Origin of the sequence: Psychrobacter sp. JCM 18902 (assembly GCF_904846615.1) — a bacterium.
Lineage (GTDB): Bacteria > Pseudomonadota > Gammaproteobacteria > Pseudomonadales > Moraxellaceae > Psychrobacter.
The window spans coordinates 1457712-1471053 of record NZ_CAJHBK010000001.1; the positions used below are offsets into that span (position 1 = coordinate 1457712).

Consider the following 13342-nt stretch of genomic DNA (forward strand, 5'->3'; position numbering starts at 1 on the left):
TCTCTCTGACCTATAATCAGTCAATGTGCCTACCTTTAAAAAATCATTGCCTAAACCTATCACGCCTTATTCGAATTAAATCTACGTCGATACTCACTTGGTGTCAACCCAACAATGCGCTTAAATATCTTACGAAACGCACTGACATCACTATAACCAACTTTCCACGCAATTTGCTCAACAGGAGACGACGAGAACTGTAAAAAGTCTTTTGCCGCTCCGATGCGTAATCTCTGACCGTATTCTGTCGATGTCATACCCGTCGCCTTATGAAAACGACGCAGAAAAGTACGCTCCTCTAACTGCGCACAATTGGCTAGTGTGGACAAATCAATATCTTGCGCCTCTGTTTTTTGCAGCCAATGCTGTACTTTCAATATGGCTGCGTCACCATGGGTGAGTATTGGCGAAAACGCGCTGTAATAGCATTGTTCACGCCTTGAAGGGTCAATTAATAACATACGAGCGGTCTCATTCATCACCTGAGAACCAAGAAAGCGATCAATCATCCTAAGCCCCAAATCTGTCCAAGCCATCGCGCCACCAGCGGTCACAATATCACCGTCTTCGATAATAATACGATCCACATCAAGCTCCACATCAGGGAAACGCTGCTTAAAATCCTCTGCATAACCCCAATGCGTGGTTGCCTTTCGCTTGGAGAGTAGTCCTGTTTCGCCCAATAAAAAAGCACCGGCGCAGACGGACGACAGTATCATCCCTGTCGAATGCTGCTCTTTTAGCCATTCTAGCCAAGGTTCTGCCGCTTGCTTTGCAATCGGTGCTTCTAACGTGGGTGGAATGATGACGGCTGTTAATCTTCCTACGCTATCAAGATTGCTCGAAAAAGTGCGCTTAGGCTGCTGCTTAACGCCGCTAATCTCCCAGTGACTTACTTGTAGAGGCAGATCGGTTGTATCTTGACGTTTGGCGGCGAGTTTACTGGCAACCGTCAGTAAATCAGTCAGCCCCAGGACAGCCGCCATTTGTGCTTTCTCATAGACGACCAACCCAATTTCAATCGTATCTTTATGACTCATATGTCGTTATTAACCTCTTATGTGTCGATGTAGCCACTCGTTAGTGTAGCACAGTGCTTGTAAAATATACGCTTATACAGTCAATTCCATAAACAAAAAGGCATTATTATGAACACACAAGCACTGATCGTTGTCGACATTCAAAATGAGTATTTTCCACAAGGTAAACTTGCACTCGTAGGTATTAACGAAGCCGCTGATAATGCTGCTTTGGTGATTGCGTCTGCGAGAGAAAAAGGTCATACCGTCATTCATATCCGTCATGAAATGCCTGCTGACGCACCGCTCTTTACGCCTGGTAGCGATGGTGTAGCAATCAATGAAAAGGTAAAACCTGTAGAGGGTGAAGCCGTCGTTGTGAAGCATTACCCTAATTCATTCCGTGAGACCAATCTGAAAGAGTTATTAGATCAACAAGGTATCAAAGAAGTGACTGTGATTGGCGCCATGAGCCATATGTGTGTTGATGCAACGGTTCGTGCGGCAGTAGACTTTGGTTATACAACCACTACGGTTCATGATGCCTGTGCCACGCTTGATCTTGAATTTAATGGTACGAAAGTACCTGCTGCTCAGGCTCAGGCCACTATCATGGCCGCGATTGAGTTTCTATATGGCGAAGTGATTGATACTCAAACGTGGATTGCCCGTTAATCCAGAGTTGTTAATCAAATCATGATTTAGTCATGAAATAGACTTTTAAACCCTATTCCCATTAAGAAGAATTTCCTCAATAAGGTAACTATTATGAATATCGCAAAATCACTGACCGGCACCACACTGTTAAGTGGCGTCATGTTGTTAACGGCATGTACCACCTTTGCCAGTCCAGCAGCAAATTCTAACGCGGTAAAACAGACAGCTACCAATACCGTTCAATTTCAGCAAATCCGTAATGCCACGATCAAGCTTGATTATTCTGGCACCACGTTTTTAGTGGATCCGATGCTAGCAGCTAAAAACGCTTATCCAGGGTTTGATGGCACAGTAAATAGCCAAATACGCTATCCAATGGTGGATTTGCCGATGACTGTTGCCGAAGCGCTTAAGGCGGATGCCATTATCTTGACGCATCTTCATGCTGACCATTGGGATGATGCCGCACGCAACCTCGTGCCTCGTGACATGCCAATTTTCACCCAAGATGCAGCCGATGCGGCAATCGTACGTAAAGATGGTTTTACTGATGTTAGAGTATTAACCGAGCAAGGCGTTGTGTTTAAAGGCACTAAAATCAATAAAACCATCGGACAGCATGGCACTGATGAGATGTACAAAGTGGCACCATTAGCTGAACTACTGGGCAAAACGATGGGGATTGTATTCCGGAAACCAAACTATAAGACGGTCTATGTAGTAGGGGATACCGTTTGGAATAAAGACGTAGAGAATGCACTCACTCGCTATAATCCTGATGCCGTCATCCTGAATACAGGCTATGCCAAGCTGACTACCTTTGTGGATGACTCTATCATCATGGGTAAAGACGATGTATACCGTGCGTATAGATTCTCTCCTAACGCGCAGATTGTTAGCGTGCACATGGATACGGTGAATCATGCCACCCTCACCAAGGCAGAGCTGCGCCGCTTTATCGAAGAAAAGCACTTAGACAAGCAGCGTGCACTTGTCCCTAATGATGGTCAAACCTATAAATTTTAGTGCTTGATGGTTGGGTCTTTAAATCTTCCCTGTGTGGCAATACCCAAAGTGTGTTGCCATACATCATCAATACGGTATAACTGAGATCGTTTATGAATATGCCAAATCATTCAGGCAACACCCCTTTCGTTCTTTCGGTGCTCGACAACGCCTTCACCAGCGTTGGTCACACGGTAGAGGACACCTTTAAAGAGATGATCGCGCTTGCGAAATTGGCTGACAAAAGAGGCTTTCAGCGGTTTTGGATGTTTGAACATCATGCCATGCCTGGTGCTTCGGTGCCTTCACCGCAGATGATGGTGGCTCGGCTTACTGGGGAAACTGAGCGAATTAGACTTGGTGCAGGCGGCATCATGCTACCGAATCATGTGCCTTTGGTCATCGCTGAACAATTTGGTATGCTTGATGCGATGGCACCAGGACGAATTGATCTTGGTTTGGGACGGGCACCGGGTACGGATGTCGCAACCGCTTCAGCTTTGCGTCGGCATAAGGCAGCAAACGATGAATTTCCTCAGCAAGTTGCAGAATTGTTGGGCTTTTTAGAAAACAGCTTTCCAAAAGACCATCCTTATAGTGAGGTTCATGCGGTGCCAGGTCCGTGGCAAGCTGAGCAAAACCGAGTGCCACCATCAAAGACCGCTGCTGATGTTTGGATCCTGGGGTCATCGACCTATTCAGCACATATGGCAGCAAAACTTGGCAGACCTTATGCCTTCGCTTTGCAGTTTGGCAGTGCTGATGTTTTAAATGCGATGCGCATTTACCGAGAGAATTTCCGCCCATCACAATTTCTAGCTAAGCCATACTGCTTAGTCAGCATTGGCGCGATTGCAGATGAAGATCCTGTAGAAGCACGCCGCCAGTCGACTTCGTCTGCCATGGCGATGTTGAGAATGCTCCAGCGCAAGCCTTTTGCTTTACTGCCTCCTGATGAAGTGGCGGCCTTTCAAGGCAATATGCAAGAGCGCCAGATTATTGAGCAATATACCGATCAAATCATTCATGGTACTGCTGATGAGGTAGCAAAAGGTTTAGAGGATCTTCAGGAGCAGACAGGTGTCGACGAGGTCATGTTGGTTGTTCAAGGTTATTCGCGCCGCGCCCAATCGCGCACTGTTGAGCTAATCGCAGATCACTATGGTATGCCAAATCACTAGATCCTGTTGAGACTAGCAATATTCAAAGCTTAGCAAAGAGCTTAATGCCTAACTATTAGGCTTGATTGGGCTCGTAAGCTACCCAAATGCATTGCACCGATGTAATAACAGCAACATTCAAAAGACACCGATTCTCATCCAAATAGTAGCCCCTGTGTAGATAATGGCTTTTGAAGAAGTAGCGCATACAAGTGCGGTTAGCAACCAAGATAAGCCGTGATATAATGCCCCGATAATTGATATTTTATGAAAGGTTTACATTATGGCTCGTACAGCTAGCGCATTACACATTTTAGTAAAACACAAAGAACAGGCTGAAGACATTATTGCCAAGCTTCAAAAAGGCGCTAAGTTCGATGTGCTAGCGAAACGACATTCAACCTGCCCATCAGGTAAAAAAGGCGGCAGCTTGGGTGAGTTTCAACAAGGCGACATGGTACCGCCATTTGATAAAATCTGCTTTAGCGGCAAACTCTTCACCCCACATTTGGTAAAAACCAAATTTGGCTGGCATGTGGTCAAAGTACTTTACAGGACATAAGTGTTAAAGGCGGAGATTTAATGATAAGCCAACTGACATATGCCTTAAACATTATCCTGACTCATACAGGACCTAACATCATGGCAATCACGATTTTTGAGTTGAAGACACTTTAGTTCCCATAAAAGTGATGATGATAGACAGTTATAAATAGGTTTTGATCATAATAAAGCGTTAAGAACAAAAGGCTGCTACTGCCCTCTCCTCTTTTGTATCAACATTAATAATTTTTAAGGCATTAAAAAAGGACGCCTAAGCATCCTTTTCTCAATGAGTTTTTAAAAATTCTAATGATGCTCACCAGGAAGTATTCTGGCAAAGGCACGCTGAGCAAGGTTTGGCTTCTTATCGGTAGTCAGTCCAGCGCGGGTGCTTGGAAAAATACGATAACCCATCGACTGAATACCAACGTTGATTGCTGGTGCCAGTGAATAAGTAGCTGACGCAAATTTACCCATGTTGCTGGCAATACTGTTTGGTTTATGGACAATCGCTTTGGCAACCATTATCGCGGCTTCATCAGGCATTAACGCAGGCATGTAGCGGTACAACTTAGTAGGCTCAATCATAGGCGTACGCACCAATGGCATAAAAATATTGGTGATCGTCACATTATCGCCTTTCACTTCAGCAGCTAAGCAGCGGCTAAAAGCATCCAATGCCGATTTTGAGGCAACATAAGCGGCAAAACGCGGACTGTTTGCCAATACGCCAATAGAGGAGATATTCACAATTTGACCAGTCTGACGTTCAATCATCGTCGGCAAAAACCCAAGAACTATTTTGACCGCGCCAAAGTAATTGATATCCATAGTACGCTCAAAATCATGGAAACGATCAATAGACTCGTGAACCGAACGCCGAATTGAACGACCAGCGTTATTGACCAAGACATCAACATGTCCGAAATCTGCCAAAATTTGCGTGCTAACTTTTTCGATATCATCCATATTGGTCAAATCACAAGGGTAATAACTGGCATTGCCACCAAGCTCCTCGATACTTTCTTTAACGGCTTTTAGTTTGTCTTCGGTACGTGCTAATAAGATAACATGCGCACCGCATTCACTAAGTAAATACGCTGTACGCTCACCAATACCGCTTGATGCCCCTGTGATAATGATATGCTTATCTTTGACCGCTTTGTTGATTGCTTTTTTTGAGGGATTGGCCATAAAAAATCCTTTTTGTTGTTTCTATGCCTATGAATGTTCGATTACAGCATAGCAAAAAATTATGGCTTAAAGTGAACAAAACCGCCGTCTCAGCCAGATAATTTGCCGATCATAAGGATCGATAAACGTATAATCGCAGTATTTTTCAGACTTACGCTTTTCACCGAGCATCGATAAGGAGTATCTATTTTGATTGCAACTCTAGCTCATTACATTGATTTAATTGCTAAGATAGTCGAGGTCATTGGCGTACTTATTATGTTTTTTGGATTGTTTTTTGCTTTTTATCGAGGGATTCGCCTAACCAGTGGGTTTAACCATGAGACCTATATCGAAATCAGACAAACCGTCGGTAAATCTATTTTGTTAGGATTAGAAGTCCTCATCGCCGCTGATATTATGGCGACTGTCGTCACAGAACCGACGTTACGCAGCGTCCTAGTACTAGGTTTTATCGTACTCATTCGGACTTTTTTGAGCTTGTCACTACAAGTAGAATTAGAAGGCAAATTTCCTTGGCAAAAAGAAAATACAGTGTTCAAAAAAGAACCACATACCGCTAAAGTGGACGAGCTTTAAAGCTTTTTTATTATTTAACAGACGCTTAGCATGAACCCTCTGCTCACTTACTATTCGTGCGCCTGCAAAAAATCTTCGACCACGCGAAACTGTCCAGCGGTACTTTCTTCGCCATACATCGCTTGGCGAAAAGCATTAGAGTTTGGAATGCCCGTGGTATACCAAGCGATATGCTTGCGAGCGATACGGCAGCCAGAGTACTCACCATAAAAGTCATATAGCTCTTCTAAGTGTGCCAATACAATCTCTTTTATCTGGCTTACGCTAGGTGCATCGAGGTGCTCGCCAGTGCGTAAGAAATGCTCGATGTCACGGAATATCCACGGTTGCCCTTGAGCAGCACGCCCTATCATCACCGCGTCACAGCCTGTCAATTCATAGACACGCTGAGCTTTTTGCGCACTATCGATATCGCCATTGGCAATCACAGGGATACTGATGCTTTCTTTGACCTCACGTATCAGCTCATAACGTGCCTCGCCGGTATACATATCTTCGCGCGTGCGTCCATGAATAGCAATCGCCGCAATACCTGCTTGCTCAGCGCGCTTCGCCACACGTAAGATATTTTCACGACCATTCTCATAACCCAATCGCGTTTTTAAAGTCACGGGGGCATTTACGCTATTTACCGCCGCATCTAACAAGCGTGCGACCAAATCTTCGTCTTGCAATAACGCAGAACCTGCCAGTCTACGGCAGACTTTTTTGGCAGGGCAGCCCATATTGATATCAATAATTTGCGCGCCATTATCAATCTGATAGCGTGCCGCTTCTGCTAATTTATCAGGCTCAGCCCCTGCAATTTGCGCTGAAATAGGCGCAATTTCATTGTCAAAATTGGCACGATACAAGGACTTTTTGCGCGCGTAAAGCGCCGTATCAGCGATAATCATTTCACTCACTGCATGACCGGCACCAAAGGATTTACACAATCGCCGAAAAGGATTGTCCGTCACGCCAGCCATAGGAGCAACCATGAGGCGGTTTTCAATCGTCAAGCCGCCGATATTCAATGGCTGTAATAATGGATGGTCAGATACGGGCAAAGACGACGGTAAATCAGGGGAATCAGTAGACATAAAAAACGGCTTGCCATTAATTAAAATAAGATAATAAAAACAAGCCGTTATTCTAAGGAATCGTACGCATAATGCAAGCTATTAACATGAATAACTTGCATTAAGAAACACGACTCTTTCAACAGTGCACCCTTACTTATCAAACACACTGCCCTGCTCTAGTGTGATGTCATCATCATGCTCCTGCATACGCCACGGCAAACTATCTGGCGACACATTTAAGAAGTGTAGATATTTTTCGAACTGATCAATAATATCGTTAATCACCGACTCTGATTGATAGCCATATAAATCATAGGTTTGACCACCACGGCGCAAATACACCTCAGCACGATGATGGTGCTCTTGTAATAATTCATTGGCCATATCTTCCGTATAATAGTCAGGAATTTCATGCTCTGACAAACGAACTTCATACCAGAATTCTACATTATCACCGCGTCTTAATTCCAATACAGCACGGTTATTGACCTCATCATAATTTACATCAGGCAACCAGCCTGTTTCGGCAAACTTCTCTGCCACCTCATGCATCGATGATAAAACCGTACCTTTGATATAACCCAGCACTTTATCTCGCGTTGGTTGATTGGTGATATAGTCAATACGATCACGCCATGCGTCAAGCTTAAGTAGATGCGGCGGCAAATGATTGTCATTGGCTAGGCTTTGATTGCGATGTCCTTCAATACGTAGCGCGCGCCACATACCAAATGTCGAAATCAATATAATGATTGCAAACGGCAAAGCACTAACGATAGCCGCTGTTTGTAGTGCACTTAGACCGCCTGCGATAAGTAGAACCGCCGCGACCGCCCCCTCGGTGACCACCCAAAACGAGCGCTGCCACCAAGGCGTATCACTACGTCCACCTGCGGCGAGCGAGTCAATCACTAATGACCCTGAGTCCGATGACGTGACAAAAAAGGTAATAATTAACAGTACTGTCAATGATGAGACAATCTGCGTAAATGGTAAATTCTCTAGCAATTTAAATAAGGCAATCGCTTGGTTGTTTTGCACTTCGCTAATCAGCGCGTCGTAACCATCGACCATAATCATATGTAGTGCCGTATCGCCAAACACCGAAAACCAAAAGAAGGTAAATAGCGTTGGCACTAACATGACGCCCAATACAAACTCACGAATGGTGCGACCGCGACTGATTTTGGCAATGAACAGACCCACAAAAGGCGCCCAAGCAATCGTCCATGCAAAAATAAATAGTGTCCAACTACCGATCCAATCACTCGATTGATACGCTTGCAAGCTAAAAGTACGCTCAACGATATTGCCCAGATAGCTGCCCGTGTTTTCCATGAAAGCATTGAGAATAAAGATCGACGGACCAACGATAAAGACAAATAGCATGAGTGCCGTTGCCAATACCATATTTAAGATAGACAAGCGCTTGACGCCTTTGTCCATACCTGCCAACACGGACACCAAGGCAGCTGCTGTTACTAAAGCAATGATAATAACCTGCACGGTCGTATTAACTGGCACCATCTCTGGTAGCAAATAATTTAGTCCTGCATTAATTTGCGCCACCGATAGACCCAAACTGGTGGCGATACCAAACATCGTACCCACGATCGCAAACACATCAACAGTATGTCCGATAGGGCCATAGATTTTGTCACCGATTAATGGATATAGCGTTGAGCGTACCGACAATGGCAAGCCATGACGAAAAGAGAAATACGCCAGCGACAAACCTACTACACCATAAATCGCCCAAATATGAAAACCCCAATGAAAATAGGCAATTTGCATGGCTTCTTTAGCAGCTTCAATCGTCTGCGGCGTGGAAAGTGGCGGACTGGCAAAATGCAATACGGGCTCTGCTACGCCATAAAACAATAGCGCGATACCGTAGCCTGCGGAAAAAAGCATGGCAAACCATTCCAGAAACTTATACTCAGCCTCCGCATGGTCAGGGCCCAATTTAATACTGCCATAAGGCGAAAATGCCAAGGCGATGATAAACATCAAAAATATGGCGACTGCCAACATATAAAACCAGCCGAAAGTGTCAGTCGTAAATGCCAAAACTTTGCTGAACAGCTCGCCAGCAGCGTCAGGGTTGATGGCTGTGCCGATCACCAATAACAGCATAATCGCTGCTGCCGGTACAAAAACTGGCAACAAAATAGTGGAGCGAGGTAATTTACTCATAGAAAGTGATATCCCCAAAAAGTAGCAATGAAAAATAATCTTCGATATCAAGATTAATAATCAGAAGGAGCAGTGCCTTTTTTATAAAAAGTGACTCACAAAGGCGAAAATGCATCAGTTATTATTAAATAAATACAATTTTTATCACACTATTTGCAAAAACCCCAGACAAGCACCCAACTTGTAACATGACTTTAACGATTGTTACATGACTATTACCAAGTAATAAAAAAGGCCGCTTGTTAGCGACCTTTTTATTTTATTCTGGAACAATTTACGTTTTGCTTGTTAATTCGATAAACATCTCTTTTTTTTTATTATTAAACAGTAATGGCAGCAGCAAGTTGCTTTGCCGTTTCAGCCAGTTCTGTGTGAGCAGCTTGGGTCACTGCATGTCGACCGAGCTCATGAATACTCGATGGAATGAGATGCACGTGATAATGAAAAACGGTTTGACCCGCCTCGCTACCATTTAATTGCATCTGAATAATACCTTCACGCGCAAATACTTGACGCTGTGCTTGCATGACTTTTTTAGCGGTCATTAACACCGCGGCGGCATACTCTGGTTCAAGGTCCGCCAAATCAACGGCTTTTTGCTTAGGAATCACCAGCACATGCCCCTCTGCTTGTGGCATGATATCCATAAAGGCAAGGGTTTTATCATCTTCATAGACTTTGTGATATGGGATGTCACCGTTTAGCATTTTGGCAAAGATATTGTTATCGTCATACGCGGCTTGCTCATTGGCTTGGGTCATTGTTTTTTCCTTTACTTGTTTGATTATTGGTTGCTCGACAGCTTTTAGAAGGGATGGAATAGCCTGTAATATAGTGGACGAAATGTCGTTTAAGCACAAGTTGCGATAGCACTCGTTATTGAAAATTAGCGATACATAAGCTAATCACGATAGCTCACCAATTTGGTTGGCGAGTCAGGCGCTTTAAATGTTATATTAACCCTCTACTTTAACAACGCTACGTTTATGGATTCGTCTACTTTGCCGACTCAATCAAATATGAGTAACATTTACACAGAACCTGCTCAAGCAGCGCAAACGTCTGTCACAGCTGGCTCTGTATTCAATAATGAAAAACAACCAAGCAGCGCTGAGACTGAAAATGAGACTCAAGCCCCCACTCAAAGCATTGAGCCTAACGCGCTCATTCTGGCCGAAGCACTGAGCGACAAGACGATTGGTTGGAAGATACACAATTGCAAAATCACTAAAAAGACGGTCACACAGGATTTACCACTACCGTTTTTATATCATTACGACAGTTTAAATGATGCGATTAAGCAAGCAAATCCGCTCACACCTGCCCTCCTGTCACAGTTCAATACGCCCATGAGCGCTCATGAAGCAGCCAAGCTGATTGGTATTAACGAAGCACTAATCACCAGCCCTTGGCATGTCAAAATCGTGGGGTCATTGGTGGTTTTTAGCGAAGCGTTGCAGTTAGCCGTACGCTTGCATTGGACCAATACAGGCAAAGACACCCAACAGCTTTATACCCAGAATGAAGCAGATGCTATTACAGCCGCTTTTAAAGATTGGCAGTTTTTTGGTCGTATCGATGTACTCTACAAAAATAATAAGCAAACCTTAATCAGTATAGATGAACAAGCTGAAGGCAATGAGCAACTACTTCGTATTGAAGCAAACGCTGATTATCAATGCTTGCCAGCGACTCATGCGTTAGTGGTTATCGCTAAATTGGAAGCGGACAAAATAGAGCTACCTTGGTTCGAGGCGGCGATAGTAGAGCGCGTCGAATAACACCTTATCTTCCAAATACTTACGATGTTATGACTACTATTGACTTGGCATTATCAATGAATAGTTTTCAGTGACTCATATCTAATGGTATGGTAACGACCTAGTATTATTCACTAGTCCTCGCATTTTATAAAAAGCACACTATCAATATTAAAATTGAGGGTGCACATTTTCACAAACCTCGCCTATTTGTAAGGAATATCACATGGATTATCGCTCAAAAACCTCTACTGGCGGCCGTAATATGGCAGGCGCGCGCGCATTATGGCGTGCAACTGGCATGACTGATGGCGACTTTGGTAAACCAATCATTGCGATTGCCAACTCATTTACCCAGTTCGTACCCGGCCATGTGCATTTAAAAGACTTGGGGCAACTGGTCGCACGTGAAATTGAACAAGCAGGCGGCGTGGCTAAAGAGTTCAACACCATTGCAGTCGATGATGGTATTGCCATGGGTCATAGCGGCATGTTGTATTCGCTACCCAGCCGCGACCTAATTGCTGACTCTGTAGAATACATGGTCAATGCTCACTGTGCGGATGCGCTAGTGTGTATCTCTAACTGCGATAAAATCACGCCGGGTATGTTGATGGCAGCCATGCGCCTAAATATTCCAGTAGTGTTTATTTCAGGTGGCCCAATGGAAGCGGGCAAGATTTTAGCCAGCACAGTTGGTAAGAGCCATAATACCGATGGTAGTGACAGTAGTGCGATTCGTAAGCTTGATCTTGTCGATGCCATGATGGACGCTGCTGACGACAGCATTAGTGATGAAGATGTAGCCGCTATCGAAGCCTCTGCCTGCCCAACTTGTGGTTCGTGCTCTGGTATGTTTACTGCTAACTCAATGAACTGCTTGACCGAAGCGTTGGGCTTGGCATTACCGGGTAATGGCTCGTTACTCGCCACCCATTCGCTGCGTCGTGAGCTATTTTTAGAAGCAGGACGCACCATTGTCTCTCTTGCCAAACGTCGCTATGAGCAAGATGATGACTCAGTATTGCCACGCTCCATCGCTAGCAAAGCGGCTTTTGAAAACGCGATGACCTTAGATATCGCCATGGGCGGCTCAACCAATACTATTTTGCATCTGTTAGCGGCTGCTAACGAAGCAGAAGTCGATTTCAAAATGTCAGATATCGATCGTCTAAGTCGCGGTGTACCTTGCCTTGCAAAAGTCGCCCCTGCCTCGCAAAAATACCACATGGAAGATGTGCATCGTGCTGGCGGTGTCTTTGCGTTATTGGCCGAGCTTGATCGTGCTGGATTACTCAAAACTGACGTGCCGACCATACATAGTCCAACGATGAAAGCCGCTATTGATAAGTGGGATATCATGAACCCTGATAATCAAGAGGCTCGCGCACGCTTCCTTGCAGCACCGGGTGGCATACGTACCACTGAGGCATTTTCACAATCAAAAGAATGGTCAAACCTCGACGTCAACCGTGAGTCAGGTTGCATCCGTAGTGCCCAACATGCCTATTCTACAGATGGTGGTTTGGCCGTATTGTATGGCAATATCGCTGAGCGTGGCTGTGTAGTCAAAACCGCAGGTGTGGATGACAGCATCCTAGTATTTACTGGTCGTGCTCGTCTATTTGAATCGCAAGATGATGCTGTCGCTGCAGTATTGGCTGACGAGATCGTGGCAGGTGATGTGGTTATCATCCGCTACGAAGGTCCTAAAGGCGGCCCTGGTATGCAAGAGATGCTCTATCCAACGACTTACCTTAAGTCTAAAGGCTTGGGTAAAGAGTGTGCCCTACTCACCGATGGTCGTTTCTCTGGTGGTACCTCAGGCCTATCAATCGGTCATGCCAGCCCAGAAGCAGCTGAGGGTGGTGCGATTGGTTTGGTTGAAGAAGGCGATACCATCCATATCGACATTCCTAATCGTACGATTAACATGCAAGTCAGTGATGCCGATTTGGCCACTCGCCGCGAGGCGATGGAAGCTCGTGGCCGCGATGCGTGGAAGCCTGTAAGCCGTGACCGTCATGTGACCCCTGCGCTACGTGCCTATGCTGCCATGACTACCAGTGCCGATACCGGTGCGGTACGTGACGTGAGTCAAGTTGAGCGCTAAGCCTTAAACTATTAATCGTTAAAGTATATTGGTAAAAATCTATTAAGCCTGC

12 protein-coding genes are annotated in these 13342 nt (G+C 44.9%); 7 read left to right on the forward strand and 5 right to left on the reverse strand.

All coding sequences use genetic code 11. The annotated features are described in order from the left end of the window. Nucleotides 1-59: 59 nt before the first annotated feature. On the reverse strand, nucleotides 60-1040 hold the full coding sequence (locus tag JMY05_RS05965) for a GlxA family transcriptional regulator (RefSeq protein WP_201614486.1): 981 nt from the start codon (nucleotides 1038-1040) through the stop codon (nucleotides 60-62). A gap of 108 nt (nucleotides 1041-1148) precedes the next feature. On the opposite strand from JMY05_RS05965, the gene JMY05_RS05970 reads away from it, so the two are divergent. From JMY05_RS05970 to JMY05_RS05985, 4 genes are all read left to right on the forward strand, one after another. Next, nucleotides 1149-1694 carry a cysteine hydrolase family protein gene (locus tag JMY05_RS05970; protein WP_045446097.1) on the forward strand — a complete coding sequence of 182 codons (546 nt, stop codon included), beginning with the start codon at nucleotides 1149-1151 and terminating at the stop codon, nucleotides 1692-1694. Nucleotides 1695-1787: 93 nt separating this feature from the next. After that, nucleotides 1788-2702, forward strand: coding sequence for an MBL fold metallo-hydrolase (locus JMY05_RS05975; RefSeq protein ID WP_201614488.1), 915 nt, complete (start codon nucleotides 1788-1790; stop codon nucleotides 2700-2702). Nucleotides 2703-2794: 92 nt separating this feature from the next. Beyond that, the gene (locus tag JMY05_RS05980; protein WP_201614490.1) at nucleotides 2795-3862 is read left to right on the forward strand and encodes an LLM class flavin-dependent oxidoreductase; all 1068 of its coding nucleotides are present in this window, start codon (nucleotides 2795-2797) and stop codon (nucleotides 3860-3862) included. A 262-nt stretch (nucleotides 3863-4124) separates the two neighbouring features. Beyond that, entirely contained in the window at nucleotides 4125-4403 is a 279-nt protein-coding gene (locus JMY05_RS05985; RefSeq protein WP_045446094.1) for a peptidylprolyl isomerase, read from the forward strand. 287 nt (nucleotides 4404-4690) lie between these two features. Here the strand turns inward: JMY05_RS05985 and JMY05_RS05990 are convergent, their stop codons facing one another. Beyond that, the gene (locus tag JMY05_RS05990; protein ID WP_045446091.1) at nucleotides 4691-5578 is read right to left on the reverse strand and encodes an SDR family NAD(P)-dependent oxidoreductase; all 888 of its coding nucleotides are present in this window, start codon (nucleotides 5576-5578) and stop codon (nucleotides 4691-4693) included. A gap of 189 nt (nucleotides 5579-5767) precedes the next feature. On the opposite strand from JMY05_RS05990, the gene JMY05_RS05995 reads away from it, so the two are divergent. Continuing rightward, the gene (locus tag JMY05_RS05995; RefSeq protein WP_045446088.1) at nucleotides 5768-6157 is read left to right on the forward strand and encodes a DUF1622 domain-containing protein; all 390 of its coding nucleotides are present in this window, start codon (nucleotides 5768-5770) and stop codon (nucleotides 6155-6157) included. Between the two features lie 50 nt (nucleotides 6158-6207). Here the strand turns inward: JMY05_RS05995 and dusB are convergent, their stop codons facing one another. The 3 genes from dusB to JMY05_RS06010 form a co-directional block, all read right to left on the reverse strand. Then, nucleotides 6208-7239, reverse strand: a complete 1032-nt coding sequence (dusB, locus tag JMY05_RS06000; protein ID WP_201614492.1) for a tRNA dihydrouridine synthase DusB — start codon at nucleotides 7237-7239, stop codon at nucleotides 6208-6210. 132 nt (nucleotides 7240-7371) lie between these two features. Then, the gene (locus JMY05_RS06005; protein WP_045446085.1) at nucleotides 7372-9417 is read right to left on the reverse strand and encodes a BCCT family transporter; all 2046 of its coding nucleotides are present in this window, start codon (nucleotides 9415-9417) and stop codon (nucleotides 7372-7374) included. Between the two features lie 320 nt (nucleotides 9418-9737). Then, nucleotides 9738-10178: an HIT family protein gene (locus tag JMY05_RS06010; protein ID WP_045446082.1), complete on the reverse strand. Its 441-nt coding sequence runs from the start codon at nucleotides 10176-10178 to the stop codon at nucleotides 9738-9740. Nucleotides 10179-10436: 258 nt separating this feature from the next. On the opposite strand from JMY05_RS06010, the gene JMY05_RS06015 reads away from it, so the two are divergent. Both JMY05_RS06015 and ilvD read left to right on the forward strand, forming a co-directional pair. After that, the gene (locus JMY05_RS06015; protein WP_227678118.1) at nucleotides 10437-11198 is read left to right on the forward strand and encodes a hypothetical protein; all 762 of its coding nucleotides are present in this window, start codon (nucleotides 10437-10439) and stop codon (nucleotides 11196-11198) included. Nucleotides 11199-11403: 205 nt separating this feature from the next. Next, nucleotides 11404-13290: a dihydroxy-acid dehydratase gene (ilvD, locus tag JMY05_RS06020; RefSeq protein WP_045446079.1), complete on the forward strand. Its 1887-nt coding sequence runs from the start codon at nucleotides 11404-11406 to the stop codon at nucleotides 13288-13290. Nucleotides 13291-13342 lie beyond the last annotated feature (52 nt).

What these genes read in the sequence shown, in the direction of transcription:
- JMY05_RS05980 (WP_201614490.1), top strand. Translation starts at nt 2,795, where the DNA reads ATGAATATGCCAAATCATTCAGGCAACACCCCTTTCGTTCTTTCGGTG.
- ilvD (WP_045446079.1), top strand. Translation starts at nt 11,404, where the DNA reads ATGGATTATCGCTCAAAAACCTCTACTGGCGGCCGTAATATGGCAGGC.
- JMY05_RS05990 (WP_045446091.1), bottom strand. Translation starts at nt 5,578, where the DNA reads ATGGCCAATCCCTCAAAAAAAGCAATCAACAAAGCGGTCAAAGATAAG.
- JMY05_RS06005 (WP_045446085.1), bottom strand. Translation starts at nt 9,417, where the DNA reads ATGAGTAAATTACCTCGCTCCACTATTTTGTTGCCAGTTTTTGTACCG.
- dusB (WP_201614492.1), bottom strand. Translation starts at nt 7,239, where the DNA reads ATGTCTACTGATTCCCCTGATTTACCGTCGTCTTTGCCCGTATCTGAC.
- JMY05_RS05985 (WP_045446094.1), top strand. Translation starts at nt 4,125, where the DNA reads ATGGCTCGTACAGCTAGCGCATTACACATTTTAGTAAAACACAAAGAA.
- JMY05_RS05975 (WP_201614488.1), top strand. Translation starts at nt 1,788, where the DNA reads ATGAATATCGCAAAATCACTGACCGGCACCACACTGTTAAGTGGCGTC.
- JMY05_RS05965 (WP_201614486.1), bottom strand. Translation starts at nt 1,040, where the DNA reads ATGAGTCATAAAGATACGATTGAAATTGGGTTGGTCGTCTATGAGAAA.
- JMY05_RS06010 (WP_045446082.1), bottom strand. Translation starts at nt 10,178, where the DNA reads ATGACCCAAGCCAATGAGCAAGCCGCGTATGACGATAACAATATCTTT.
- JMY05_RS05970 (WP_045446097.1), top strand. Translation starts at nt 1,149, where the DNA reads ATGAACACACAAGCACTGATCGTTGTCGACATTCAAAATGAGTATTTT.
- JMY05_RS06015 (WP_227678118.1), top strand. Translation starts at nt 10,437, where the DNA reads ATGAGTAACATTTACACAGAACCTGCTCAAGCAGCGCAAACGTCTGTC.